The organism is Streptomyces sp. NPDC047085 (assembly GCF_040643735.1).
In the GTDB taxonomy this organism is placed as follows: Bacteria; Actinomycetota; Actinomycetes; order Streptomycetales; family Streptomycetaceae; genus Streptomyces.
The window spans coordinates 146,021-171,092 of record NZ_JBEYUW010000013.1 but is presented as its reverse complement, the minus strand read 5'-3'; the positions used below and the strand labels follow the sequence as shown (position 1 = coordinate 171,092).

Sequence of the window (25,072 nt, the reverse complement as noted above, 5' to 3'; positions counted from 1 at the left end):
ACCCCGGCCTGGCCTGGCCTGACCGGGGACCGAAGAAGGCAGGAGTGCCCCGGTTCCGGCCACGGTCGGCGGACACGGCATCCGCCGGGCGAGCCCTGGAACCAGGGCGCGCCCCGGCCGCGCCGACGCAGGCTGAGGTGAGAGGGAGAGAGGTCGATCGTGTATGAGCGCGGTGCGGCCCCGAGACTCGTCGAGGTACGCGACGTTCCGCGCGGGCGGGTGCGCCTTGGGCGCCCCTGCGGTGGGAGACAGCCCGCTCGGCGGGCTCCGCTGTGGAAAGTGTTACCGGCGATTCGCGTTTGTGTCCAGCGCGGGGGAGTCGTGGCGGTGGTCACACACGGCCGCCGGCGCTGCCGTGGCTGCCGTGTCCGGGTCGCGGCCCCGGCCCGGTCGGTGGCTTCAGCCGGGGACGGGGGCGTTCAGCACGGCCATCGCCTGGACGCGCAGCTGCTCGTGCAGCGCACGGTCCTCCAGGCCGATCCGCCAGCCGATGACGGCGGCGACCATGCCCATCACCGAGGTGACGGCGACCCGGGCGGCGGCGTCCGACAGCTCCGGGCGCGCCTCGACCAGCAGATGCACCCACTCCTCGCGCATGAGCCGGCTCTGGCGGGTGAAGCGGCGCCGGTCCTCGACGGGCAGTTTGACCAGCTCCCGGTCGACCACCACCGTCAGATCCCGGTTGCCCAGGCTGAACTCCAGGTAGCGGTCGACCACGGCGGCCAGCGTCTCGGCGGGGGAGGCCGCCGGCGCCTCCAAAACCTCGTGGAACTCGGCGGCCAACTGCTCCAGCGACAGATCGATCAGGGCCGTCAGGATGGCCTGCTTGCTGGGGAAGTGCCGGTACACCGCGGAGCCGGTGATGCCCGCGGCCTCGCCGATCTCGGCCATGCCCGTGTCCGCGTAGCCGCGCTCCATGAACAGCCGCGCGGCCTGCCGCAGGATGAGCTGCTTGCGCACCCCGTGTTTGCGCCCGCGGGCGATCAGTGTCTCGATCGGCAGCCGGGCGCCCCCGGGCGCCGCCTGGCCTTCCGGCGCCTGCTGCCGTTCGGTCCCGCCCGCCTTGCGCTGTGCCATCTCGAAGTCCTCTCGGCCGTCGGCCTGTGCCCCGGGTGTCGCGCGTGACCGCGCCGGACCAGTGCTCCTACGGATGCGGTGTGCCGGCTGCCGTCTTTGTATGGCGACGACGCCGGCGGCGCGCCCAGGGTGACGGCAGCGCCGCCGGTCCAAAGGTAAACGCAGATCCACTATTCATGCGCCTGCTCATGCACAGGGGCCCGCGGCCGGACAGGCGGACGGTGCGGGAATGAGGCCATGCGCCCCGAACCGGTGCCCCACGCGCGAGGCCGCCGGGTCTCACACGGCAGCCTGCCGCAAGGCGAGTAGCGATTGCTCACCCGCCACCCAGCGGATCAGCCGAACCATGGAGGCGTAGACGAACAAATGGGGCAGATCAAGGAGATGGCCGTGACCGACCAGCAGACGTCCACCCCCACCCCTCACGGCGCGCCACTCTCCTCGGCCTCGCCGGCGCAGCCCTCCCCGCCTCGGCCGCGCGGCCTGGGCCCCCACACCCCTCCCGCCTTGGAGCCCCGGAACCCCGTACGAGCAGCGGCGGTTCCCCCCGGCGGCCCGGACGGATGCCAGTGGGGGAGAGAACGGGACGCCGAACTGCCCGTCATCGCATCGCACCTGGAGCGAAACCGCCATGCCCCTGCTTCCCGCCGACCCCACCGTGCTGCACCCCGTCCCCGGGCAGCCCCGTGTCGTCCAGCTCAAACCCCTGGTGACGTCCCCCCTCATCGAGGTGGGGGAGTACTCCTATTACGACGACCCCGACGAACCGACCGCGTTCGAGACTCGCAACGTGCTTTACCACTACGGGCCCGAGAAGTTGGTGATCGGGAAGTTCTGCGCACTGGCCGAGGGCGTGCGGTTCATCATGAACGGCGCGAACCACCGCATGGACGGCCCCTCGACCTTCCCCTTCCCCATCATGGGCGGTTCCTGGGCCGATCACGCCGACCTCCTCGCCGGGCTGCCCGTCAAGGGCGACACGGTGGTCGGCAACGATGTCTGGCTCGGCCACCGCGCCATGGTCATGCCCGGCGTCCGCATCGGGCACGGTGCGATCGTCGCCGCCGGCTCCGTCGTCGTCGACGACGTGGCCGACTACGCCATCGTCGGCGGCAACCCCGCGCGCCTCATCCGCACCCGCTACGACGAGAAGGACATCGCCCGCCTGCTCGCCATCGCCTGGTGGGACTGGCCCGCCGAACATCTGACCCGGCATGTGCGCACGCTCATGTCCGGCAGCGTCGACGCCCTGGAAGCAGCCGCCCCCACACCGGCATGACCCTTCCCGGCAGGATCGTGAATCCTGATTCGCGTTCCGCGCCAGTGTTCCTACGGATTCGCCACGCCGATCACCGCGCGTTGGATAAGCACAAGTGCCGGCGGCGCCGCCTGGGGAGACAGCAGGCGCCGCCGGCGTAAAGGTGAACGGGACTTCACCCTGACGCCACGGACCCGGACGGAGCGGCGACCGCGCCGCATGCCCGGTACTCAACCACCACCCCCTGGGCACCGGCCCGGGGCAGCTCCAAGGAGTGTCGTCATGTCGGATTCCCCCACCCGCGTCGCTGTCGTCACGGGCGCGGCCCGCGGTATCGGTGCGGCAGTCGCCCAGCGGCTCGCGGCGGACGGTATGGCGGTGGCCGTGCTGGACCTGGACGAGGCCGCGTGCAAGCCGGTGGTGGACGCCATCACCGATGCCGGTGGCCGGGCCGTCGCCGTCGGCGCCGACGTCTCGGACAGCGCCCAGGTCGAGGCCGCCGTCGCCCGCGTCGCCGCCGAACTGGGTCCGCCCACCGTCCTGGTCAACAACGCCGGCGTGCTGCGCGACAACCTGCTGTTCAAGATGAGCGAGTCGGACTGGGACACGGTCATGGACGTGCACCTGCGCGGGGCGTTCCTGATGAGCAAGGCCGTCCAGGCTCACATGACCGCCCAGCGTTTCGGCCGCATCGTCAACCTGTCCTCCACCTCCGCCCTCGGCAACCGCGGCCAGGCCAACTACTCGGCGGCCAAGGCGGGCCTGCAGGGCTTCACCAAGACCCTCGCCATCGAACTCGGCCCGTTCGGTGTCACCGTCAACGCGATCGGCCCCGGCTTCATCGTCACCGAGATGACCAAGACGACCGCGGAGCGGGTGGGTGTCGACTTCGAGCAGGCCAAGGCCCAGATCGCCGCGGAGATCCCGGTCCGTCGGCCGGGCATGCCCGAGGACATCGCGCACACGGTGTCGTTCCTGGCGAGCGAAGGCGCCGGCTATGTCTCGGGGCAGGTGATCTACGTGGCAGGCGGCCCGAAGGCCTGACCGCCGCCGCGGCCGCCCCCGGGAAGCCGCGCCCTGGCCCGCTCTGGCGGTCCGGGTGCCGACTCGCTCTGCCGGTCCGTGTGCCGACTCGCCCTCGTGGCCCGTGCGCCGGCCCGCCCCATGCGACCGGCGCCTCGGCCTACCCCAGCGACTGGCGCCTCGGCTCGCCCGGCAGCCCGGCGCGCCGCACGCTCCGCGGCCCATCTCCCGACCCCCGGAGGGAGACGGGCCGCGGGCACCACGAACCGGCCTCCGGGCCGCACCACCGGCCCGCGCCCCGAGGCCGGCCGACCTGTCCGCTGCTCGGCTTCCAGAGGTAACCGTGACCCATGCTCAGCCCTCGACCTCCGCGACCTCCTCGACCTCTGCGATCCCCTCGGTCGACGACCGCCCGGCGTCCGTGGCGCACCTGCTCCTGGACCGGGTGCGTTCGACGCCCGATGCCGAGGCCTACCGATTTCCCGTGCCCTCCGGTGCGGACACCGACGAGTGGCGCTCGCTGTCCTGGGCGCAGGCGGGAGAGCGGGTCAAGGCCCTGGCCGCCGGACTGATGGCGCTGGGCGTGCGCCCGGAGCAACGGGTCGCGATCGCCTCGGGCACCCGGGTGGAGTGGGTCCTCGCCGACCTCGGCATCATGTGCGCCGGCGCCGCCACCACCACCGTCTATCCCTCGACCGACGTCGACGAGACGGCGTACATCCTCGCCGACTCCGGCAGCCGGGTGCTGTTCGCCGAGGACGCCGGCCAGGTGGCCAAGGTCGCCGAGCGGCGTGGCAGTCTCCCCGAACTGACCGCCGTGGTCACCTTCGAACCGGTTCCCCCACAGGCATCGGACGACGGCTGGGTGATGTCCCTGGCCAGGCTGGAACAGCTCGGTGAGGAGGAGCTGCGGCGCCGCCCCGACTGCGTCGACAAGACGGTGGAGAACATCGACCGGGAACACCTGGCCACCCTCATCTACACCTCCGGCACCACCGGCCGCCCCAAAGGCGTACGGCTCGTCCACGACTGTTGGTCGTTCCAGGCCATGAGCTCGCTCCACCTGGACAAGGCCGGGCCCGACGGCCAGGACAGAATGGGACCCGACGGCCTGGAGTACCTGTGGCTGCCGCTGGCCCACGCCTTCGGCAAGAACCAGATCTCCGGCCAGATCGCGATCGGCCACACCCTGGCGATCGACGGCCGCATGGACCGCGTCGCCGCCAACATGCGGCTCCTCGAGCCCTCCCTCATGGCGGCGGTGCCGCGGCTCTTCGAGAAGATCTACACCGCGATCGCCGCCGACGCCCGCAGCCGCGGCGCGCTGCGCCACCGCGTCTTCCGCTGGGCCGAACAGGTAGCGCGCGAGTACACCCGCGTCGCCCAGGCCAAGGGCGCCGAGCTGGGCGCCGGCATGGAGACCGGCAAGTCCCGCGTCCCGCGCGGCCTGGCCGTCCGGCACGCGATCGCCGACCGGCTGGTCTACAGGGGCGTCCGGGCCGCGTTCGGCGGCCGGATCCTGGGCTGCCTGTCCGGGGGTGCCCCACTGGCCCCGGACATCGGCCAGTTCTTCAGCGGTGCCGGCGTGCCCGTCCTGGAGGGCTACGGCCTGACCGAGACCGCCTCCGGAGCGGTGATCACCCTCGAGGAGTTCCGCACCGGCAGCGTGGGCAGGCCGATGCCCGGTGTCGAGGTACGCATCGCCGACAACGGCGAAGTGCTGCTGCGCGGCCCGAACATCATGCGTGGCTACCACAACCTGCCCGAGCAGACCGCGGCCGTCCTGGAACCCGACGGCTGGTTCCACACCGGTGATCTCGGCGAGCTGACCGAGGACGGCTATCTGCGGATCACCGGCCGGATCAAGGAGCTGATCAAGACCTCCGGCGGGAAGTACGTCGCCCCGCTGGAGATCGAGAGCCGCTTCAAGGGCGCCTGTCCCTTCGCCGCCAACATCGTCGTCATCGGCGACGGCCGCAGCTACTGCACCGCCCTGATCACCCTGGACGAGCCCGCCGTCATGGCCTGGGCCGCCGGCAACCCGGCCCTGGCCGGCCGGTCGTACGCCGAGGTGTGCGCCGCTCCCGAGACGCGGCGGCTCGTCGCCGGCTACGTCGACCAGGTCAACGAGGGCCTGCAGCGCTGGCAGACCATCAAGAAATTCGCCGTACTCACGCGGGACTTCGACCTCGCCCACGGCGAGGTGACCCCCAGTCTGAAGGTCAAGCGCCCGGTGATCCAGCAGGCGTACGCCGAGCTGATCGAGTCCCTCTACGAGGGCACCCGCGAGCAGTAGGCCGCCGATCCCCACCCCACTTCTTCGACACCCACGCGCGGATGCCCCGCACCGAGAAAGCGAGACCACCATGCGCCGCAGCCTGTTCACCGAGGACCACGAGACCTTCCGGGCCATGATCCGCGACTTCATCGCCAAGGAGGTCGCCCCCGTCTGCCACGAGTGGGAGAGGGACGGCCACCCACCGCGCGACTTCTACCGCCGCCTGGGCGAGCTGGGAGTGCTCGGCATCCAGGTGCCCGAGGAGTACGGCGGCGCCGGCGAGACCAGCTTCACGTACAGCCTCGTCATCGACGAGGAACTCGCCCACGCCGGCGCCACCTTCGGCAACGCCGCCGTGCACACCGGCCTGATCCTGCCCTACCTGCTGAAGTACGGCACCGAGGAGCAGAAGAAGCGCTGGCTGCCGGGCTTCGTCACCGGCGACATCATGACCGCCATCGCCATGACCGAGCCGGGCACCGGCTCCGACCTGGCGGGCATCACCACCACCGCCGGGCTCTCGGAGGACGGCACCCACTACGTCCTCAACGGCGCCAAGACCTTCATCTCCGGCGGCGCCCTGGCCGACCTCGTGCTCGTCGTCTGCCGCACCTCCCCGCCCGACGAGCAGGACCGCCGCGCGGGCCTGACCATCCTGTGCGTGGACGCGGCCGCCGAGGGCTTCGCGGTGGGCCGCAAGCTGGAGAAGATCGGCCTGAAGAGCAGCGACACGGTCGAACTGTCCTTCACCGACGTCAAGGTGCCGGTGGAGAACCTGCTCGGAGAGGAAGGCCGGGCGTTCGAGTACCTCACCCACAACCTGGCCAAGGAGCGCATGACCATCGCCTCCAGCAGCTGTGCGATGGCCGCGGGCGCGCTGAAGTTCACCGTCGACTACGTCAGGGAACGCAAGGTCTTCGGCCGGCCCGTCGCGTCCTTCCAGAACACCAAGTTCGTGCTCGCCGAGTGCGCCACCGAGGTCGAGGCCGCCCAGATCATGGTGGACCGGGCCGTCGAACTCCTCGACGCGGGCGAACTCACCGTCGCCGACGCCGCGAAGGTCAAGCTGTTCACCACCGAGACCGCGAGCCGCGTCATCGACAAGTGCCTGCAGCTGCACGGCGGTTACGGCTACATGATGGAGTACCCCATCGCCCAGCTGTACACGGCCATCCGCGTCGCCCGGATCTACGGCGGCACGTCCGAGGTCATGAAGACCATCATCGCCAAGTCCGTGGGCCTGTGAGCCGCACCCGCACCGCGCCCCCACCGCACCCGCACCGCACGGCCGCACCGGACGACAAGGACATGAAGCCATGAAGATCTTCTCCACTCCCGCCGAGCTGGCCGCTTACGCCGGCGGCCACGTCGGCACCAGCCAGTGGCACACCCTCGACCAGAAGCACATCGACCTGTTCGCCGAGGCCACCGGCGACCACCAGTGGATACACACCGACCCCGAGCGTGCCGCCGACGGCCCATACGGGGCGACGATCGCCCACGGGTATCTGACGCTCTCGCTGGTGGCCTCCCTGACCGGTCAGGCCTACTACGTCGACGGCACACGGATGATCATCAACTACGGCCTGAACAAGGTCCGTTTCCCCTCCGCCGTGACGTCAGGCTCACAGATCCGCGCCTCGGTCGACTTCGTCACCGTCGAGGAGATCACCGGGGGATACCAACTCGTCTCCGCGGTCACCGTCGAGGTCGCCGGATCCGACAAGCCCGCCTGCGTCGCCGAGACCGTGCTGCGCTTCTACCTGTGACGCATCCGTCCGGACCAGAAGAAATACGCCGTGAAATCCGTCCGGAAATTCACCGGGTGCGCACCGCGATGGAGCAGCGACTACTCGAATACCGGAGAATCGGTGCATTCTGGATTTCGGTCTTCTAGATTCGGTCATATCGGCGGACGGTTCTGATCGGTCAGCACCGGACCGGCCGTCCCCCCATTTTCCAACGGAAGGCCTTATCCCCCCATGGCTGAGATCCAGGGCACGTACAGCGAACAGTTCAGCGCGGTCCGCGACCTCCTCGCGTCCTCCCTCGACAGTGGCACCGACCTCGGCGCGTCGGTCGCCGTCTACATCGACGGCAAGCCGGTCGTGGACATCTGGGGCGGCCATGCCGACGCCGCCCGCACCCGGCCCTGGGAGCGGGACACGATCGTCAACGTCTATTCCTTCACCAAGACGATGACGGCGCTGTGTGCGCTCATCCTCATCGACCGCGGCCTGCTCGACCTGGACGCCCCGGTCGCCCGCTACTGGCCGGAGTTCGCCCAGAACGGCAAGGACGGCGTCACGGTCCGGCACGTCCTGCAGCACACCTCCGGGCTGCCCGCCTGGACGGAGCGGATCACCGCGCAGGACATGTGCGACCTGGAGAAGTCCACGGACCTGCTGGCCCGCCAGGCCCCCTGGTGGGCCCCCGGCACCGTCCTCGCCTACCACACCTACACCACCGGCCACATGGTCAATGTGCTCACCCAGCGCGTCACCGGCCTCACCCTGGGCCGGTTCCTCGCCCAGGAGGTGTGCGCCCCCCTCGGGCCCGACGCCGACTTCCACATCGGCACCGGCCCCGAGTGCGACGACCGCGTGGCGCTCCTGACGCCGGGAGGCCCCGTTCCGGCGCTGGACGAGGACATGTCGCCCGTCGGTGCCAGGATCACCCGCCACCCGTACGTCACCCCCGACGTCTCCCACCACCTGTGGTGGCGCCGCGCCGAGGTCGGCGGCGCCAACGGGCACGGCAACGCCCGCGCCGGAGCACTCCTGCAGTCCGTCCTGGCCTGCGGCGGCGAGGTCGGAGGCGTCCGGCTGCTGTCGGAGGAAGGCTGCCGCCGGGTGCTGGACCGGCCCTTCTCCGGCATAGATGTCGCGATGTCCCTCCCGTTCACCTGGGGCAACGGCTACTGCCTGAACAGCGACCTCGCCACGGTCATGTTCGGCCCCGGCGCCAAGGACCACCGCCTCGCGTTCTGGGGAGGCAACGGCGGCTCCCTCGTCCTCGCCGACCTCGACGCCCGGATGACCGTCGCCTACGTCCCGAACCTGTGGAAGGGCGGCGTCGACGACCGCGCGTACCCCTTCGTCCAGGCCGCGTACGCCTCGCTCACGGCCTGACCGTCCTGCGGCGGTGCGACGGCCGGCTCCACCGGACCACTCCGGCGGAGCCGGCCGTCGCGCTGCCCGCGTCCGGTGCCCCGGTGACAGGGGCGGCTCGAGACCGGACCGGATCCAGGGGGGCGCCCCCAGTCCCGCAGCGCGGCTGGTCCATGTCACTGGAAAAGAACAGGACTTGCGCCCTCGAACCGACCGGATCCCGTCTCTCATCGACATGAGGACTTGAGATGTGCACCGCCCGCTCTCCACTCTTCAAGACGCTCGTCCGCGCCACCGCGGTGCGGGAACTCCCCACGTCCGCGGCCGCGGCCAAGATGGCCCGTGACGACGTCGCCGTCCGGCTTCAGAACTGGGGGCTGGGTGCTCTCAACGACGCGGCCGCCCTGGTCGTTTCCGAACTGGTGACCAACGCGGTCCGCGCCGGCGGCCCCGTCCGCCTGGCACTGTGCGTCGTCCTCGGCGCCGGGCGCCGGGTCCTGCGCATCGAGGTGGCCGACCAGGGGCCGGGCATGCCGCCGGTCACGACGGACCGCCCCCTGCCCGACACCGCCGCCACCAGCGGCCGCGGCCTGCCCCTGATCGACATCCTGGCCCGGCGCTGGGGAAACGAGCGGTGTTGCGGAGTGCACCGGGTGTGGGTGCACCTGGCCACATGACCTGCCGTCGCCCGCCGTCGGCACGGCCCGGCACACACATGCGGCCCACCCCGCGGCCGGGACCGCGCGTCACATGCGCGCAGTCCCGGCCGCGGGGTGGGCCGGAGCTTTCCCTCCTCGCCGGGCGGACGTCAGCCGATGGCCTCGTACGCGGCCTGGACGATGCCGCAGGAGCGAGCGTCGAAGGAGCCGGCCAGCCAGCGGTTCATCACATAGGCGACGGTCATCCGGGCGTCGAGGTCGGCGACGACCATGGAACCGCCCCCGCCTCCCCAGAACGCGATGCGGTGGCCCACGATCCGCGGGCCGAAGAGCTGTTCCAGCAGGGGGCTTCCGGTGCAGTAGCCCATCCCCCAGCTCAGCGGGGCATCCATGATCAGGTCCATGCCGCTGCCCTGCTCCTGAACGGCCAGCGCACACGTCTTCTCCGACAGCAGCCGTACGCCGCCGACCTCGCCTCCGTTGGCCACGACCGACTGGATCAGGGCGGCCGCGCGGGCGTTGCCGTGCCCGTTGGCGCCGCCGATCTCGGCGCGCCGCCACGGGACGGTCCGTGAGATCACCGGCGTGATCAGGGGGTTGAACAGCGCCATCCGGGCGAGGTCGTTGTGCTGCGAGGGGTCGGCCGCCGGATTTCCCATGATCAGCGGGGAGATGCGGTCGTCGCACTCGGGTCCGGTGCCGATGTGGAAGTCGGCGTCCGGGCCCAGAGGGGCGCAGATCTCCTCGGCGAAGAACTGCCCCAGGGTCCGGCCGGTGATCCGTGAGGTGAGGGCGTTGACCATGTGGCCGGTGGAGAAGGCGTGGTAACCCAGCGCGGTGCCCGGCTTCCACCACGGGGCCTGCCGGGCGAGCATCGCGGTGGACTTCTCCAGGTCGCACAGGTCCTCGACGGACAGCGGCTCGCTCCACCCCGCGACACCGGAGGTGTGCCCGAGGACATGCCGGACCAGGACGTCCTCCTTGCCGTTCTGGGCGAATTCCGGCCAGTAGCGGGCGACGGGCGCGTCCGGGTCGAGTTCGCCGCGGTCGATGAGGACCAGCGCGCTGATCGCGGTCATCGTCTTGGTCAGGGAGAAGACATGGGTGATGGTGTCGCGCTCCCACGGCTTGGTGAAGTCCGGGTCGGCGAAGCCTCCCCAGATGTCCACCACGGGCTCGCCCTCGACGAACACCGCCGCGGACGCCCCGATGTCGGCACCGGAGTCGAGGTACTGGGACAGGACGTCGCGCACTCCGCTGAACCGGTCGGAGCAGGTGCCGTGGATCTCGGCCATGTCGGAAAGCCTTTCTCGTCGGACGGAAAACGCGCGGGAGTGTTGCCCGAGCTGGACGGCCGGACGATGCCCGGCCATTCCGTGGCCATATGGTCGAGAGTAGAACGACCCACACCGCGGAAAAGCTCCTCCGTACGCCAGAACTCGCGGAATTGAGTAATCGTTACTCAACCGGTCCGGCGTCCGTCGAAAACATCGCAGGTCGGCCCGTGAGTGTTCACTGCGTCACCTGGCCGGACCGGATTCCGTGCCACTAAGGTGAATTCCACCCCGCCGGTGCACACTGCCCAGCGGAAATTCCCGCACGAATGCGTGGCAGAGCAGACGCCGGCTCCCACCGCACCACGCCTGGCACCGCCGCCCGCACCGCGCACGCCGCCCACGGCGAGCCGCGAGCAGACCCCACCCCGAGAGGCAGTCCGCATGGCACAGGCACAACCCGGGCTCCGCCCGGCAGCCGCGACGCCCTGGACGGCGGACGCGATACGCGCCCGCGTCCGCGCGTTCCTCGCCGAGCACGCCCCCGCGTCGCTCGACCCGGCCGTGTTCTGGGGCGCCCGTTACGACGCCGGGCTGGCGTGGATCCACTTCCCGCCCGGCTACGGCGGACTGGGCGCACCGCGCGCCCTGCAGGCCGTCGCCGACGCCGAGCTGGCCGCTGCCGGCGCCCCCGCCCACAGCATGGCCCGCTTCACCATCGGCCTGGGCATGGCCGCGCCCACCGTCCTCGCCTTCGGCACCGAGGAGCAGAAGAGGCGGTGGCTGCGCCCGATGTTCACCGGTGAGCAGGTGTGGTGCCAGCTGTTCAGCGAGCCCGGCGCCGGATCCGACCTCGCCGCCCTGGCCACCCGCGCCGTCCTCGACCCCGCGAGCAACGAATGGGTCGTCAACGGGCAGAAGGTGTGGACCTCCATCGCCCACGAGGCCCACTGGGCCATCCTCGTCGCCCGCACCGACCCGGCGGCACCCAAGCACAAGGGCCTGTCCTACTTCGCGGTCGACATGACCGGCCCCGGCGTCGAGGTCCGGCCGCTGCGCCAGGTCACCGGCGAGGCGGAGTTCAACGAGGTCTTCCTCACCGACGTACGCATCCCCGACGCGCAGCGCATCGGCGCCGTCGGCGACGGCTGGAAGGTCGCCAACGCCACACTGATGAACGAGCGCGTCGCCATCGGCGCTCACGCCCTGCCCCGCGAGGGTGGCGTGATCGGCGCGGTGGCCCGCCTGTGGCGCGACCGCCCCGAGCTGCGCACCCCCGGAAGCCACGAGACACTGCTGCGCCTGTGGGTGGAGGCCGAGGCGCTGCGCCTGACCGCCGAACGGCTCCGCCAGCAACTCGCCGCAGGACAACCCGGGCCCGAAGGCTCGGCAGCCAAGGTCGTCTTCGGCCACCTCAACCAGGCCGCCTCCGGCTTCGCGCTCGACCTGCTCGCGGAAGAAGGCCTGCGCTACGACGACTGGACCTTCCGCCGCCCCGACCTCGACACGGACCCCGTCACCCGCCCGCTCGGCTTCCACTACCTGCGGGCCAAGGGCAACACCATCGAAGGCGGCACCTCGGAGGTCCTGCGCAACATCATCGCCGAGCGGGTCCTCGGCCTGCCGCAGGAGATCCGCACCGACAAGGACACTCCGTGGAAGGACCTCCCCAGGTGACCACCCACCCCGCACCCCGCCCCGACGCCACCGACGCGAACCTGCTCTACAGCGACATCGAGGAAGAGCTGCGCACCCAGGTGCGTGCCCTGCTCGCCGACCGCTGCCCGCCCCAGCACCTCCTCGCCCGTGTCGAGACCGACCAGGTCCACGACCCGAAACTGTGGCACGCCCTCGCGAAAGAACTGGGCGTGACCGCCCTGAGCGTGCCCGAGGAACTCGGCGGAGCGGGCGCCACCTGGCGGGAGACCGCCCTGGTCCTGGAGGAACTCGGCCGCGCCGCCGCCCCCGTGCCCTACCTCGGCAGCAGCGTCCTGGCCACCGCCGCACTGCTCGCCGCCCAGGACACCGAACTGCTTCCGGCCATCGCCTCCGGCGAACGCACAGCCACGCTCGCCGTGCCCTTCTCCACCTGGCCCCAGGCCGCCTACCCGGGCACCGTCCACATCACCCGAGACGGGCTGCTCAACGGCACGGTCACCAGCGTCGCCGACGCGCTGTCCGCCGACACCCTCCTCGTCCCGGCCACCGGACCGGACGGCCCCGCCCTCCACGCCGTCGACCTCACCGCCGCCGGCGACACCGTCACCCGGCGGGCCGTGGTCTCACTGGACCTCACCCGGCCGCTGGCCGACCTCGATCTGCGGTCCGCACCGGGCACCGTGCTGGCCACCGGTGAGGACGCCGAGCGGGTGCTGCGACAGGCGCTCACCGCAGGGGCCGCGCTGCTGGCCTCCGAGCAGCTGGGTGTCGCGGAGTGGTGCCTCGCCACGACCACCGCCTATGTGAAGGACCGCCACCAGTTCGGGCGGCCGGTCGGCTCCTTCCAGGCGGTCAAGCACCGCCTGGCCGACATGTGGATCGCCGTCACACAGGCACGCGCCATGGCCCGCAACGCCGTCGCCGCGCTGGCCGACGCCTCCCCGCAGCAGGCACTGGAGACCGCGCTGGCCCAGGCGTACGCCTCCGAGACGGTCGTCATGGTCGCCGAGGCCGCGCTGCAGTTGCACGGCGGCATCGGTTTCACCTGGGAGCACCCGGTCCACCTCTACCTCAAGCGGGCCAAGAGCACCTCGATCGCGCTGGGCACCGCGGACCGGCACCGCGCGGCCCTGGCCCGCCTCGCGGACCTGCCTTCCACGCAGTGACAGAGCTGGCCCATGTCGTCGGCGCCAGGCCCACGGAAGGGCGCGCCGGCGCACAGGTCCGCTTCGAGACCTTCCGGGGCGACGGCGAGACGCTGCCCGTCTTCCGACTGGACACCGCCCTGGCTCCGCTGCCGTACTGACTCCGCGTCAGGCAGGCCGGGAGGCCCGGTCGGGCGGCCGCTCAGCCGGTTCCGGTACGGACGGCTGCTCAGCCCGTGCCGGTGCGGGCGGCCGACAGCTGGGTGCGCCGGGTGATGCCGAGTTTGCGGTAGGCGGCGGAGAGGTGGACCTCGACGGTCTTGACGGTGACATAGAGCCGCTGGGCGATCTGACGGTTGGTCAGCCCTTGTGCGGCGAGGTCGGCGACACGGGCTTCGCTGGGGGTCAGGGATTCGGGCCCGGTCATCCGGGGGCTGCGGATCCTGGTGCCGGTCGCCTGGAGTTCGGTGCGGGCGTGCGCGACGAGCGGCATGGCGCCGCACTGCATGGCGAGTTCCAGGCCGCGGGTGAGCGCGGGGCGCGCCTCGCTGCGCGCGTTGGCGCGGCGCAGCGCGGCCCCCAGGTCGATGAGTGCCTTGGCGTGCTCCAGACGGGCGGACGAACCCTCCAAGATGTCCACGGCCTCCCGCAGGGCGTCGATGCCCGCGGGGCCGGGGGTGAGCAACCCGGTCAGGCGCAGGCCGCGGCCCAGGGTGTACGGGGCACCCCATCGGCGGGCCAGAGCGAGGTTTTCGTCCGCGTACCGGCGGGCCTCGGCGGTCCGGCCGAGTGCGTGCAGGCTCGTTGCGGCGAGGTAGCGCCACGGGATGATCGCGGGATTGGTGCTGCCGACGGCGGCCGCCCGCCGTCCGGCGGCCAGCACGGTCTCCAGGGCCTGCTCGTGGTCGCCTTGGGCGCTCGACACCGCGGCGCGTGCCACCAGTACGTCCCCGACGGGTCCGGTGTCGCGTTCCGGGTCCTGTGGGCCGCCCTCGTCCAGAACGGCACCGGCCTCTCGCACCCGGCCCTGCTCGAGCAGGGCCGCGGCCAGATTGGCCAGCGCGGTGGGCCTTACCAGGGGCACCCGGATCGTGGTCATCAGTCTCAGGGACTCGCGCAGGTCGCTCTCGGCGTCGGCGAGGGCACCATGCAGCAGCCAGCCCCAGCCGCGGTAGGCGTACAGGCTGCCCAGCGACAGCGCGGAGCCGGTGGCGCGGGCGTGGGCCATGAGCGCGTCGCACACCGTGATGCCGTCGTCCGGGTCGGCTGAGAAAAGGACGAAACAGGCGCTGGAGAGCAGGAAGGCGGTGTGGGCGGGGGCTCTGCGCACGGCGGTTCCGGTCAGGACCCGGCGGGCGCGTTCCAGGCAGCCGCGGTCGCCGGTCAGGGCGTCGCACATGGCGATCACGCCGTCGAGCGATGCCGCGCCGGGGGAATCGGCGGGCGGCAGGTTCCGCAGCTCGGGAAGCCTGGCGCGCACCTCGTCGACGCCGGGCGTGAGCAGCGCTACGGACAGCAGGATCGCTTCCAGGCCGCGCCGCAGGTCGTCGTGGCCGTCCGGGAGACCGTCCAGGGCCCGGGTGAGGCCCGCGACCGCGTGGTCGGCGTCCTTGCCGAGCAGATGCGCCGTCTCGCACATGCCGGCCAGGCGGGCCCGCTCCACGGGGTCCTCGGCGAGTTCGGTGGCGGCGTCGAGGTAACCGATGGCGGCCGGGCCGTCGATGAGAAAGGCCGCGGCGCCGGCCTCGGCGAGCACGGCGGCTCTGTCCGGCGCGTCGGGCGGCTCCGCGGCGGCCCGCCGCAGGTAGGCCAGGGCCGCCTCGGCGGCGCCGGAGGCCATGGCCTGGGCGGCGGCCCGGCGCAGGACGTCCACGGTTTCCTGATCACCGGTCGGCGGCAGGTGCAGCAGGTGCGCGGCGACCTGTTCCAGCCGGGCTCCGCCGTTCAGCAGAAGGCCGGCGGCCCGCCGGTGCAGTGCGGCCTGCCGCCCGGGGTCGATGCCCCGGTACACGGTGGCGCGCACCAGCGGGTGGACGTAGTCCAGCTCCCCGTCGGGCGGTCCGTCGGCCGCGGGTCGCAGCAGATGGGCGGCCCGCAGCTCGGCGGCATGCCGCCCCGCCGACTCCACATCCAGGCCGGCCAGCGCCGCCGCCGGGGCGAGGCCGGCACCGGGGCCGAGCACGGCGGCCGCCTGCGCCAGGTGCATGGCACCGGGCTCCAGCCGCCGTAGTTCCACGGCCACCCGCCGGGCCATCGCAGCCGAGCCCAGCCTCTCCACCTGCGTCACGGTGTCCGCTGCCGGCTCGACTCCCTCGGCCACCAGCGCCCGCGCGAGCTCGCTCAGCAGCAGCGGGTTGCCGCCGGTGGCCTGGTGGCAGGCCCTGACGAACACGGCGTCGACATCGTCCCTGCCCAGCCACGCCCCCAGCGCCTGTGCGGTCGCCGCGACGCTCAGCGGGGGTGGCAGCAGCGTGTGCACCTGCCGGTCCGACAGCAGAAGGTCCAACAGCTGTGTCGCGGCCATGGGCTCCTCGGGCCGCATCGACGCGACCACCAGCAGCCGCAGGTCCTCCAGCCGGGGCAGCAGATAGGTCAGGAAACGCAGCGAGGGCTCGTCCGCCCAGTGCAGATCGTCCATCAGCAGGGCCAGCGGCCCGTCGTGGCAGAGGTTCGACGTCAGCCAGAACAGCGCGTGCAGCATGGCGAACTCGCCCGGCGCCTGATCCTGCGCCACGTCCTTCAGACCCAGGGTGGCGCCCGCCGCGTCCGCGGCACCGCCCAGCCACCGCTCCCGCTCCTCCGGGGAGGCGGAACGCAGCAGGGACTCGAACAGCTGCCGCACCAGCCCGGAGGCGTACTCCCGCTCCAGCTCGGACCCGCGCGCGGTGAGCACCCGCAGCCCCGCCGCACCGGCCCGTCGGCCGGCTTCCGCCAGCAGCCGGGTCTTGCCCACGCCCGCCGGCCCGTACACGACCGCGAACCAGCTGCCCCCCTCCCGCACCCGCGTCACACCCGCCCCGATCCGTTCCAGTTCCCCCTCCCGGTTCAGCAGCAGGTCACTCATACCGGACATTTTCGTACAGGGAGGGGGAACGAGGGAGGCGGCGCCGGAAACGATCAAGACCGGACCAGAGGTCTGCCGGCCAAAGGACCCACCCGACGTCCGGCCGTAGCGATACGGGCCGGGAGAGAGGGGGGACGGACGTAGCCGTCACGAGCCGCGCCGGCTGCAGGGACCGTACCCGGCAATGTGCCGGCGGCCGGGATCCAGCCCGGCCGACGGCACATCAGATGGACAGCACCCGGCGGTCAGTCCAGGGCCGAACCGCCCAGGTAGGTGCTGGCCAGCACCTCGCGGCGCCCGGCCAGGTCGGCGGCCGCGCCTTCCATCACCAGGGCGCCGTGGCTGAGCACATAGCCGCGGTCGGCGACACCGAGCGCCATGTGGACGTGCTGTTCCACGAGAAGGACCGCCAGGTCCTGCTCGACGGCGATCTGCCGCAGCACCTCCAGCAGCCGCTCGACGATCTTCGGCGCGAGTCCCAGGCTCATCTCGTCGACCATCAGCACCCTCGGCGAGGTCACCAGCGCCCGGCACACGGCCATGATCTGCTGCTCGCCACCCGAGAGCAGCCCGCACCGGCGTCCCATGAGCCGCTTGAGCTCGGGGAAGTAGCCCAGGGCCCGCTCCAGGGCCTCGCCCTGCGCCTCGCCCTCCCGGCGCCGGGCGAGCCGGAAGTGCTCGGCCACGGTCAGACCGGGGAACAGCCCGCGGCCTTCGGGTACGAGTGCCACGCCCCTGCGCGCCAGGGTGTGCACCTTGCGGCCGTGCACCGGCTCGCCCAGCAGCGTCACCTCGCCGGCGATGGGGGGCAGCAGACCCGCCAGGGTCATCAGCGTCGTCGTCTTGCCGGCACCGTTGGGTCCGAGCAGAGCCACGATCTCGCCGGCCGCGACGTGCAGCGTGAGATCCCGTACCACCGGCAGCCCCCGGTACCCGGCGACCAGGCCCCGCGTCGCGACGACCGGCCCGCTCCTCTGCTGTGCGGGGACGGCCCCCGCCGTGCTCTCCAGGCTCACCTGTGGCCTTCCTTCTGCCGCCCGGCGGCCTCCGCGGCCGGCCGCGGCCCCTCGACCGCGCCCTCGGCGACTTCGGTGTTGTGCGGCTTGGCGCTGTCGCCCAGGTAGGCGGCGACGACCTGCTCGTCGGCGCGGATCTCGGCGGGCGTGCCGTGCGCGATCACCCGACCGAACTCCAGGACGTACACGTCGTCGCAGACGTCCAGCACCAGGCCCATGTCATGGTCGATGAGCAGGATGCCGGTGCCCTGGTCGGCGATGCCCCGCAGTCGTCGGCCGAGCTCCTCGCTCTCGCCGGTGTCCAGGCCCGCCGCTGGTTCGTCCAGCAGCAGCACCTGAGGCCCGGCGGCGAGCGCCCGGGCGACCCCGAGCAGCTTGCGCCGGCCCAGCGGCAACTCGCCCGGACGACGGTCCGCGACATCGCCGAGACCGACCCGGTCCAAAGCGGTGGCCACCGCCGGTTCCGCCGCGGAGCGCCGGGGGCGCCACAGGTCGGCGAAGACCGAGCCGACGGTCAGCCGGCGGGCCGCCACCAGCACGTTCTGGGCGACCGTCAGATCGTCGAACAGCTCGAGCGACTGCCAGGTGCGGGCCAGGCCCGCACGGGAGCGGCGGTGCGCGGGCCACCGGTGCGCGGGCGCACCGCCCAGCAGCACTTCGCCGCTGCTGGGCGTGAAGCCGGTGACCGCGTCCACGAGGCTGGTCTTGCCCGCCCCGTTGGGGCCGATCAGTCCGGTGATCCGGCCCTTCGACACCCGCAGCGAGGCGTCGTCGACCGCGAGCACCCCTCCATAGCGGACCGTCAGGCCCCTCGTCTCCAACAGGATGTCGTCGGCGGGCATCAGGAGTCTCCCTCGTGCGAGGCGGGCATGAGCGGTGCGCCCACCGCGGCGTTGGGCCTCGGCCTTGCGACCAGGCGCCGCACGGGCTTCGGCAGCGGTCCCGGCCGCAGCTTGTCGGCGATGCCGTTCGGGTTGAGCACGGCTGTCAGGACCAGACCCAGTCCGGACACCAGCAGGTAGTACTCGCCCATGTCGACGGCGCGGTCGAAGAACACGAAGAACAACCCGCCCGGGGCCAGCAGCCCGGCCACGACGGCGCCGCTGATGCTGGTGATACCGCCGAGATAGGCGAAGGCGAGGAAGGCCAGCCCGGAGGTCACACCGAAGGACTCCACCGACAACTGCCCGCGGCTGTAGCCGATCAGGCAGCCGCCGATTCCGGCGAGGAACGAGGCGATCGCGAAGGCCAGCAGCTTCGTCGCGGCCACGTTCACGCCCGCCGCGGCAGCGGCCCGCTCGTTGGAGCGCACCGCCAGGAACGCCCGCCCGGTGTCACCGCGGACCAGGTTGCCCACCGCGAGGACCACCAGCAGCAGTACGACGAGCACCATCACCGCGAACGGCAGGCGCAGCAGGTCCTCCCCCTTGCGCACGGCCAGGTCCAGGCCGAACAGCGAGGCGTCCTGGACGGGTTCGCCGCCGGGCGCCGAGAAGGACGGGTTGCGGAACAGGAACCGCTCGATCGTCAGGGCCCCGGCGAGGGTCACCAGCGCCAGCTGCGCCCCGCGGATGCGCAGGGCCGGCAGGCCGACGAGCACCCCGAGGACAGCTGCGACGAGTCCGGCGAGCAACAGCGACAGCGGAAAGGGGACATGGGCGTTCGTGCTCAGCTTCGAGAGTGCGAAGCCTGCGGCGCCGGCGAACGCCGCCTGGGCGAGCGAGATCTGCCCGACCAGACCGGTCAGCACCACCAGGGACAGCGCGACCACCGCCATGATCATGGTGGTGACCACGCCGAACCGGTAGCTTCCGCTGGTCACCAGGAGCAGTGCCAGGCCCACCCCCGTCCACAGTGCGACCACCACGGGCCGCATCCGCGGCAGTCGGACCTCGGGCAGGGAGTCCGTCTCACCGCCTCCTCGACCGGGGATGCTCCGGCCGAAGACGAACAGGCAGACGACGATGACCACGAACGGCAGGGTGTCGGCCGCGCCGGAGCGTGCCCACTGCGGCCACCACGTCTGCGAGGAGAGGAAGACGATCTCGGACTGGACGGCGCCGAGCGCGAGGCCCGCCGCACAGGCCGCTCCGAGCGACTGCAGCCGGGCCATGAGCGCCACCGCGAGAGCCGGCACGACGTACAGCGTGTAGTTGGTCGGGTTCAGGCCCGTGGTCGGCGCCGCCATGATCGCCGCGAACGCGGTGACCGTGCCGGCCAGCGCCCAGGTGATGCCCGCCAGCAGGTCGGGGGAGTACCCGAACAGTGCAGCCGCGGTCTCGTTCTCCGAGGCCGCACGGGTGGCCAGGCCGATCCGGGTGAACCGGTAGTAGGCCCACACCGCCACTGCGGCCAGCCCCGCGATCGCCGACAGGTACAGGCGATCGCGGGAGAAGGCCACGCCACCCCACCTCAGCGCGTCGCTGGGCAGCAGGGCGGCCACCGTGCGCGGCTGGGAGGAGAACCGGAGCACGACCAGCGCCTGCATCGAGATCATGATGCCGATCGTGGCCACGACCTTCGCCAGCTGAGGCGCGTGCCGCAGCGGGCGGAAGACCAGCACGTGCACCAGTCCGCCCAGCCCGGCGGCGGACAGCAGCGCCACGGTCAGGGCCGTGGCGAACGCGTCCCCGACCGGGACGCTGCCCACCGGCAGGATCCAGGTGCCGGTCTTGCGGATCTCGTCGAAGGTGTAGACGCTCCACATCGCCATCGCCCCCTGGGCGAAGTTGACGATGCCCGTGCCCTTGTGGATCGCCACGAGCCCGGTCGCCAGGGCCGCGTAGACCGCGCCGACACCCAGCCCCACGACGAGCATGCTGAGGTAGGAGTTCATCGCCGGATCCCTCGGCGTCTACTTGGCCGGGGCCAGGTCGGCCGGCGTCAGCCGCAGGTATCCGTCGGAGACGACCTTCACTCCGCCCTCGGGCTGGTTCTCGTAGAAGAGGATGGAGTTGCCGCAGTTGCTCTGCCCCGGCCAGGCCGTGCCGTCGCACGTGACGACCGGGCCCAGGAACAGGTCGAAGTCCTTGGTCTTCTTCAGCGCGTCGAGGACCGCGGGGCCGGTGATCTCACCCTTGATCGTCGACAGGATCCGCGCGAGGTTCACGGCGTCGGAGAACGGCGCCTCGGCGAAGACATTGAGCGTGTCCGGCTTGCCGGCGGCCTTCATGCCCTTCTCGAAGACCTTGATCTCCTTCTGCTTGGCCGCCGGAGCGGACTCCGCCCCGTCGGCCCGCCACATGTCGGAGAACGTCACCACCCCGGCGGCGGCCTCGTTCCCGATCGCCTTGGCGAAGGCGGAGGTGCAGGTCCCGCCGAAGACCTTCCCCCTGTAGCCGGCGTTCTTCAGCGCCCCGACGAAACCGGCACACTGCTCGTCCGTCAGCACCGGCCCGCCGATCATGTCCGGCTTCCCGGCCATGGCCGTGGCGACCAGGGAACTCCAGTCCGGGTTCGCCGCATCGGTGAACAGCACCTTGGGCTTCATCCCCAGGGCCGCCGACGCCGGCTTGAGGACCTTGTCGGCGATCGCATGACCCCACGGCGCCTCCGGCAGCACGAAGGCGTACGACCGGACACCCTGCTGCGAGTAGAACTTGAGCGGCGCACTCAGGCTCGCCGGAGCCGCCGTACCGAACGCCATCGCGTTCGCGTCGGCCTGCTGCCCGGGCGCGTCGGCGCTGTGCCCGGTGATCGGTATGCCGGCCGACTTCAGGATCGGCAGCATCGCGTCCACGCCCGGGTCGATGCCCTGGAACACGAAGGCCACCTTGGCCTCGACGAACTTGTTGGCACAGTCGATCGACTTCTCGGGCGTGCCGTCCACATCGCAGCGCATCAGCTTGAGCGGGCGGCCGTTCACGCCGTTCAGCTCGGTGTTGACGTAGCGGACACCTGCCTCCGCCCCGATACGGACATCGGGGAACGACAGGGCACCGCCTTCCATGTTGACGTACCCCACGGTGATCGGCTTGCCGCTCGCGCCGGCCGCGGGGGCATCCGACGTGGAGTCACTCCCACTGCTGCCACACGCGGTCATGGTCAGCGCGAGTGCGGAGAGGGCCGCACCCATCAAAGGCCTGCGCAAGGTGAACCTCCAGGAGGGAATCTGAATATGAGTTCGGTGCGTGGATCGGCGCGGACCGCCCGCGGGTGCAGGCCGCCATGGCCGGGAGCCGGCCGGCGGTCTCGGCAGCACCCGGCCGTCCGTCGGCGCCTGCCATCGCTGGATGCGGGACTGGGGGCCGACTCCACGCCCGAGTCAGCCTGAGGGACCGGGCGCATCAGTTACAGGAGGGCACGCCCTACTAATAAGCGCCTGCGCCCATGCCACCGCCCCGGCCCCACGCAGGGCCGTGTCCGTCACCCGCACCCACCGAGTACGTCCTACTCATGCCGGTGCCACCACGGCTCAGGTGCAATGGCCGCAGGTCACCCCCGGGCCTGGCCCACCCTCGGGCAACCGAGGGTGGGTCTTTCTCACCAGGGCGCCGCCGGCGGACCCGGAGGGGAGGCACCCACACGCGGGGCACCTACCTGCTCGGCCGCCGAGGAGGCGACCGCACCGGCGCCGACCGGCCCGGGCCCGGGTCGTGAAGGCCGGGCCCGGGAACGGGCACACCCGCTCAGCCCTCCTCGGCCAGGCCGAGGTACATCACCGAGTCGCCGGCGGGGTTGAACGCGATCGACATGACCCGGTCGTTGGAGTTGTGGGTCGTCGCCACTGTCCCCTTGCCCGCGTCGTATCGGTAGATGTCCGTGCCGAACTGCTGGAAATACGTGCCGTACACGAAGTAGGCCACGTTCGGGTCGCTCGGATGGGGGACCAGGACCGGACCGTTCTGGAGAATCACCGAAGGACTCTGGTCCACGACCGGGGCGAACGTGAGTCCGCCGTCCGTCGAGCGGTAGATGTGCCGGCCCTGGGACGCCGCTCCGGAATCCATCTCGGCGATGTCCAGGCCCATGGCCCACACCACGTCCGGCGTGGTCGGCGAGACCGCGAGACTGAAGGCGTTCACCTTGCCGCCCTTGACCTGGCTCAGCCCGTCGGACGCGGTCCAGGACCGCCCGCCGTCGAAGGTCACGCGCGCACCGGTGGTCATGCCGCCGAGGACGATGTGGTCCGGGTCGGAGGGGTCGAAGGCGGCCGCGTATCCGGCGGTCAGGGAGCCCGCCGGGGTACCGGACTTCATCCAGGTACGGCCACCGTCACGCGAGTCGTACACGCCGCCGGAGCTGTTCACCAGCCGCACGTGCAGCGGGTCGTCCGGGTCGGTGCCCAGCCCGGCGATCTGAGCCGTCGGCGAGACCAACGGCTTGACGCCGGTCGGCGTGACGATGGCGAGGGCGCCGCCCTCCAGGTCCCACGCGTAGGCGGCCCCGCCGGCGGCCTTGGTGAGCTGGATGAAGTGACCGTTCACGGTCCCCACCGCCGCCCACGTGCACCCCGCGTCGCCCGACGTGAGCAGCGTGTTGTTCGACACGGCGAGCAGCGTGTCCGGCTGATCGAGTGCGATCAGGGCGGTCGTGTACGCGACCGGCTGCAGTCGCTGGGCGGTGGGCACCAGCCGCTTGCCCTCGTCACGGGTGAACGTCACCGACCCGTCACCGGCGACCGTGTGACACTTCGGCACCGTCCAGCCGGACGCGTCGTGTCGGCCGCCATCGGCGGCCACGGCGGGAGCAGTGGTGAGTGCGAGCAGTCCCACCGCCGCCGCGATTCCAACGGTGAATGGCTTCCGCAAAGATGCCTCCTCGATGTCATGCCTCCTGGGCATGCAGGGCTTCAGCGCTTTCCGGGTCACCTGAACGTGCAGGTCCGCATCCGGAGGAGCGCACAGGACTTCGGCTGCCATGTGGCGTCAGGACCGCTCTTGCCAAAGAGTCGTTACTGGCGGCAGCCGCGGTCATTCAACATCGTTTGCGCCGTCGGGCTGATGAGCAGTTCCTACTCTGCCGCCGCATACCGGCAGGGCAGGTGGCGTGCACGAGCGCGTGCCCTCGCCCGGCGCCGTGGTTCCGCGGGCGGACTCTTCTAAGCTGTGACCTGCGGCCGCTGTCTGATCGTCTGAGTTCGTGGTTTCCCTCGACCGACTCGGATCCCGCGAGACATCCGGAACCGCCGACGACTACACCGTCGGCCAATTCATCACCGACTGGGATGCTGCTCGGCGACTGGCCCGCGCCCGACGCGTCATCAGAGAACGCCGAGATCGACGTCATATGCGATCAGGGCCGCTTCTACGGCACGGAGAACGCCATCGGCCCCTCCACCGACCAGTCCACCTCAGGCGGCGAGCGAATCGGATGGGGATCAGTTGGGCCCGGGACCTACTGCCCGACGTCCTCGTCGGCACAACATTCGGGCCCCGCATTGGGGTGACCCCTCATGCCCGCACGCATCGAGCGCAGTGCACTGGTGACGGCAGAAAGACTGCCACCAGCACACGGGAAGAGGACCCGATGGACACTGCTCGCAAAGCCGCCGCCAGTCATCGACAGGACGAACAGACCTTTCTTGCACGCACGCCCCAGGAATGGCGCGAGATAGGAGTGCCGGACCACAGGATTCCGGCACTGATGATGGTGCCGGCGCTCAGCGGAGCCGTACTCGCGCTTCGTAGCGCGCTCTCCGACAGTGAACTCGCCGAGCTGCGCCGTATAGCACGGGGAAACGGTCTGCGCCTGCGGATCCGGCCGCAGCAGGCGGCCAAGATGGTGAAGGTCCAGCTGCGTCGGTCCGGACCGGCCCGCATCACGTGCGCGGACAAGTAGCTGCTACTCATGCGCGAAAACAAGTCCCGTCGTTACGGTGGGCCGGTTTCCGTAACAGCCGACACCCGATGCGTGCCGGCGCGGCCGTCGGGAAGGACAGGCACATGCGCAGATATGAAGACTTCTTCATCGGCCAGGTGTTCAACCTGGAGAAGGCTTCGCTGAGTGCGGAGGAGATCAAAGAATTCGCAGGCAGGTGGGACCCTCAACCGTTTCACGTGGATGACGACGCTGCTCGCGGCTCGATATACGGGGGTCTGATAGCCAGCGGCATGCACACGCTCTGCAGTGTGATGGGGAACTTCACTCGGGAAGTCCTCGTCGGATCCACCTGTATGGGATCTCCCGGGATGCGAGACCTGCGGTTCCACGCCCCTGTACGCCCAGGTGACGAAATCAAGAGCCAGGCCGAGGTCACCGCGCTGCGCCGCTCCGAATCCCGGCCGGAACTGGGAATCGTTGAATTCCTGTGGACCTCGCACAACGGCGACACCACCGTGATGACCGCATCCTTCACACTGCTGTTCACGTAAGCGCGCACAGGAGGAATGGAGTAAGGATTACTGGCCCCCGATTCTGCCCTCGGTGTCTACATTCTTCCGAGATCCTCGTGAGGCCGACCGAGCTGCATCAGACGCTCCGAAGGCTCCCGAACCACGGATTCAGCACCGACAGGAGAATGTGTGATGGTCGATTTCCCCTCCGCCTGGCAGAGCGTCCCTCTGCCAC

At 71.2% G+C, this 25,072-nt stretch carries 20 protein-coding genes; 12 read left to right on the top strand and 8 right to left on the bottom strand.

The window, feature by feature from the left end; genetic code table 11:
- Window positions 1-399: 399 nt before the first annotated feature.
- Complete coding sequence (locus ABZ865_RS34235) at window positions 400-1,077, bottom strand: TetR/AcrR family transcriptional regulator (protein WP_361239172.1); 678 nt, start codon at window positions 1,075-1,077, stop codon at window positions 400-402.
- Between the two features lie 631 nt (window positions 1,078-1,708).
- Here ABZ865_RS34235 and ABZ865_RS34230 point away from each other — a divergent pair.
- The 7 genes from ABZ865_RS34230 to ABZ865_RS34200 all read left to right on the top strand — a co-directional run bounded on the left by ABZ865_RS34230 (window position 1,709) and on the right by ABZ865_RS34200 (window position 9,423).
- Window positions 1,709-2,356 (top strand): CatB-related O-acetyltransferase, encoded by a 648-nt coding sequence (locus tag ABZ865_RS34230; RefSeq protein WP_361239170.1) that lies wholly within the window; start codon window positions 1,709-1,711, stop codon window positions 2,354-2,356.
- 261 nt (window positions 2,357-2,617) lie between these two features.
- Complete coding sequence (gene fabG, locus ABZ865_RS34225) at window positions 2,618-3,379, top strand: 3-oxoacyl-ACP reductase FabG (protein ID WP_361239168.1); 762 nt, start codon at window positions 2,618-2,620, stop codon at window positions 3,377-3,379.
- A gap of 322 nt (window positions 3,380-3,701) precedes the next feature.
- Window positions 3,702-5,654 carry a long-chain fatty acid--CoA ligase gene (locus ABZ865_RS34220; RefSeq protein WP_361239166.1) on the top strand — a complete coding sequence of 651 codons (1,953 nt, stop codon included), beginning with the start codon at window positions 3,702-3,704 and terminating at the stop codon, window positions 5,652-5,654.
- A 70-nt stretch (window positions 5,655-5,724) separates the two neighbouring features.
- Window positions 5,725-6,882, top strand: a complete 1,158-nt coding sequence (locus ABZ865_RS34215; RefSeq protein ID WP_361239164.1) for an acyl-CoA dehydrogenase family protein — start codon at window positions 5,725-5,727, stop codon at window positions 6,880-6,882.
- Window positions 6,883-6,952: 70 nt separating this feature from the next.
- Complete coding sequence (locus ABZ865_RS34210; protein WP_361239162.1) at window positions 6,953-7,405, top strand: MaoC family dehydratase; 453 nt, start codon at window positions 6,953-6,955, stop codon at window positions 7,403-7,405.
- A gap of 213 nt (window positions 7,406-7,618) precedes the next feature.
- Entirely contained in the window at window positions 7,619-8,767 is a 1,149-nt protein-coding gene (locus ABZ865_RS34205) for a serine hydrolase domain-containing protein (protein WP_361239160.1), read from the top strand.
- Between the two features lie 227 nt (window positions 8,768-8,994).
- Window positions 8,995-9,423: an ATP-binding protein gene (locus tag ABZ865_RS34200; RefSeq protein ID WP_361239158.1), complete on the top strand. Its 429-nt coding sequence runs from the start codon at window positions 8,995-8,997 to the stop codon at window positions 9,421-9,423.
- A gap of 131 nt (window positions 9,424-9,554) precedes the next feature.
- Here ABZ865_RS34200 and ABZ865_RS34195 read toward each other — a convergent pair whose 3' ends face one another.
- Window positions 9,555-10,700, bottom strand: a complete 1,146-nt coding sequence (locus ABZ865_RS34195) for a serine hydrolase domain-containing protein (protein ID WP_361239156.1) — start codon at window positions 10,698-10,700, stop codon at window positions 9,555-9,557.
- A gap of 423 nt (window positions 10,701-11,123) precedes the next feature.
- Here ABZ865_RS34195 and ABZ865_RS34190 point away from each other — a divergent pair, with 423 nt between their 5' ends.
- The 3 genes from ABZ865_RS34190 to ABZ865_RS34180 are packed head-to-tail and all read left to right on the top strand — an operon-like array spanning window position 11,124 to window position 13,644.
- Window positions 11,124-12,356, top strand: a complete 1,233-nt coding sequence (locus ABZ865_RS34190) for an acyl-CoA dehydrogenase family protein (protein WP_361239154.1) — start codon at window positions 11,124-11,126, stop codon at window positions 12,354-12,356.
- Window positions 12,335-13,504 (top strand): acyl-CoA dehydrogenase family protein, encoded by a 1,170-nt coding sequence (locus tag ABZ865_RS34185; protein WP_361239152.1) that lies wholly within the window; start codon window positions 12,335-12,337, stop codon window positions 13,502-13,504. The genes ABZ865_RS34190 and ABZ865_RS34185 overlap by 22 nt, the downstream gene beginning before the upstream one ends.
- A complete protein-coding gene (locus ABZ865_RS34180; RefSeq protein WP_361239150.1) occupies window positions 13,501-13,644 on the top strand; it encodes a hypothetical protein in 144 nt (47 codons plus the stop codon). Before ABZ865_RS34185 ends, ABZ865_RS34180 begins: the two co-directional genes overlap by 4 nt.
- Window positions 13,645-13,712: 68 nt before the next feature.
- Here the strand turns inward: ABZ865_RS34180 and ABZ865_RS34175 are convergent, their stop codons facing one another.
- The 6 genes from ABZ865_RS34175 to ABZ865_RS34150 form a co-directional block, all read right to left on the bottom strand.
- Window positions 13,713-16,547 (bottom strand): AAA family ATPase, encoded by a 2,835-nt coding sequence (locus ABZ865_RS34175; protein WP_361239148.1) that lies wholly within the window; start codon window positions 16,545-16,547, stop codon window positions 13,713-13,715.
- A 245-nt stretch (window positions 16,548-16,792) separates the two neighbouring features.
- Window positions 16,793-17,563 (bottom strand): ABC transporter ATP-binding protein, encoded by a 771-nt coding sequence (locus ABZ865_RS34170; protein WP_361239146.1) that lies wholly within the window; start codon window positions 17,561-17,563, stop codon window positions 16,793-16,795.
- Entirely contained in the window at window positions 17,560-18,405 is an 846-nt protein-coding gene (locus ABZ865_RS34165) for an ABC transporter ATP-binding protein (protein ID WP_361239144.1), read from the bottom strand. The genes ABZ865_RS34170 and ABZ865_RS34165 overlap by 4 nt, the downstream gene beginning before the upstream one ends.
- Window positions 18,405-20,399 carry an ABC transporter permease gene (locus ABZ865_RS34160; protein WP_361239142.1) on the bottom strand — a complete coding sequence of 665 codons (1,995 nt, stop codon included), beginning with the start codon at window positions 20,397-20,399 and terminating at the stop codon, window positions 18,405-18,407. The genes ABZ865_RS34165 and ABZ865_RS34160 overlap by 1 nt, the downstream gene beginning before the upstream one ends.
- A gap of 18 nt (window positions 20,400-20,417) precedes the next feature.
- A complete protein-coding gene (locus ABZ865_RS34155; RefSeq protein WP_361239140.1) occupies window positions 20,418-21,653 on the bottom strand; it encodes an ABC transporter substrate-binding protein in 1,236 nt (411 codons plus the stop codon).
- Window positions 21,654-22,191: 538 nt separating this feature from the next.
- The gene (locus ABZ865_RS34150; RefSeq protein WP_361239138.1) at window positions 22,192-23,277 is read right to left on the bottom strand and encodes a dispase autolysis-inducing protein; all 1,086 of its coding nucleotides are present in this window, start codon (window positions 23,275-23,277) and stop codon (window positions 22,192-22,194) included.
- Window positions 23,278-24,148: 871 nt separating this feature from the next.
- Here ABZ865_RS34150 and ABZ865_RS34145 point away from each other — a divergent pair.
- Together ABZ865_RS34145 and ABZ865_RS34140 are read left to right on the top strand one after the other, a co-directional pair.
- Window positions 24,149-24,343 (top strand): hypothetical protein, encoded by a 195-nt coding sequence (locus ABZ865_RS34145; protein ID WP_361239136.1) that lies wholly within the window; start codon window positions 24,149-24,151, stop codon window positions 24,341-24,343.
- 104 nt (window positions 24,344-24,447) lie between these two features.
- The gene (locus ABZ865_RS34140; protein WP_361239134.1) at window positions 24,448-24,876 is read left to right on the top strand and encodes a MaoC/PaaZ C-terminal domain-containing protein; all 429 of its coding nucleotides are present in this window, start codon (window positions 24,448-24,450) and stop codon (window positions 24,874-24,876) included.
- Window positions 24,877-25,072: the final 196 nt, after the last annotated feature.

Coding starts and splice junctions, on each gene's coding strand:
- ABZ865_RS34235 (WP_361239172.1), bottom strand. CDS start 1,077: ATGGCACAGCGCAAGGCGGGCGGGACCGAACGGCAGCAGGCGCCGGAA.
- ABZ865_RS34230 (WP_361239170.1), top strand. CDS start 1,709: ATGCCCCTGCTTCCCGCCGACCCCACCGTGCTGCACCCCGTCCCCGGG.
- fabG (WP_361239168.1), top strand. CDS start 2,618: ATGTCGGATTCCCCCACCCGCGTCGCTGTCGTCACGGGCGCGGCCCGC.
- ABZ865_RS34215 (WP_361239164.1), top strand. CDS start 5,725: ATGCGCCGCAGCCTGTTCACCGAGGACCACGAGACCTTCCGGGCCATG.
- ABZ865_RS34210 (WP_361239162.1), top strand. CDS start 6,953: ATGAAGATCTTCTCCACTCCCGCCGAGCTGGCCGCTTACGCCGGCGGC.
- ABZ865_RS34205 (WP_361239160.1), top strand. CDS start 7,619: ATGGCTGAGATCCAGGGCACGTACAGCGAACAGTTCAGCGCGGTCCGC.
- ABZ865_RS34200 (WP_361239158.1), top strand. CDS start 8,995: ATGTGCACCGCCCGCTCTCCACTCTTCAAGACGCTCGTCCGCGCCACC.
- ABZ865_RS34195 (WP_361239156.1), bottom strand. CDS start 10,700: ATGGCCGAGATCCACGGCACCTGCTCCGACCGGTTCAGCGGAGTGCGC.
- ABZ865_RS34190 (WP_361239154.1), top strand. CDS start 11,124: ATGGCACAGGCACAACCCGGGCTCCGCCCGGCAGCCGCGACGCCCTGG.
- ABZ865_RS34175 (WP_361239148.1), bottom strand. CDS start 16,547: ATGAGTGACCTGCTGCTGAACCGGGAGGGGGAACTGGAACGGATCGGG.
- ABZ865_RS34165 (WP_361239144.1), bottom strand. CDS start 18,405: ATGCCCGCCGACGACATCCTGTTGGAGACGAGGGGCCTGACGGTCCGC.
- ABZ865_RS34160 (WP_361239142.1), bottom strand. CDS start 20,399: ATGAACTCCTACCTCAGCATGCTCGTCGTGGGGCTGGGTGTCGGCGCG.
- ABZ865_RS34145 (WP_361239136.1), top strand. CDS start 24,149: ATGATGGTGCCGGCGCTCAGCGGAGCCGTACTCGCGCTTCGTAGCGCG.
- ABZ865_RS34140 (WP_361239134.1), top strand. CDS start 24,448: ATGCGCAGATATGAAGACTTCTTCATCGGCCAGGTGTTCAACCTGGAG.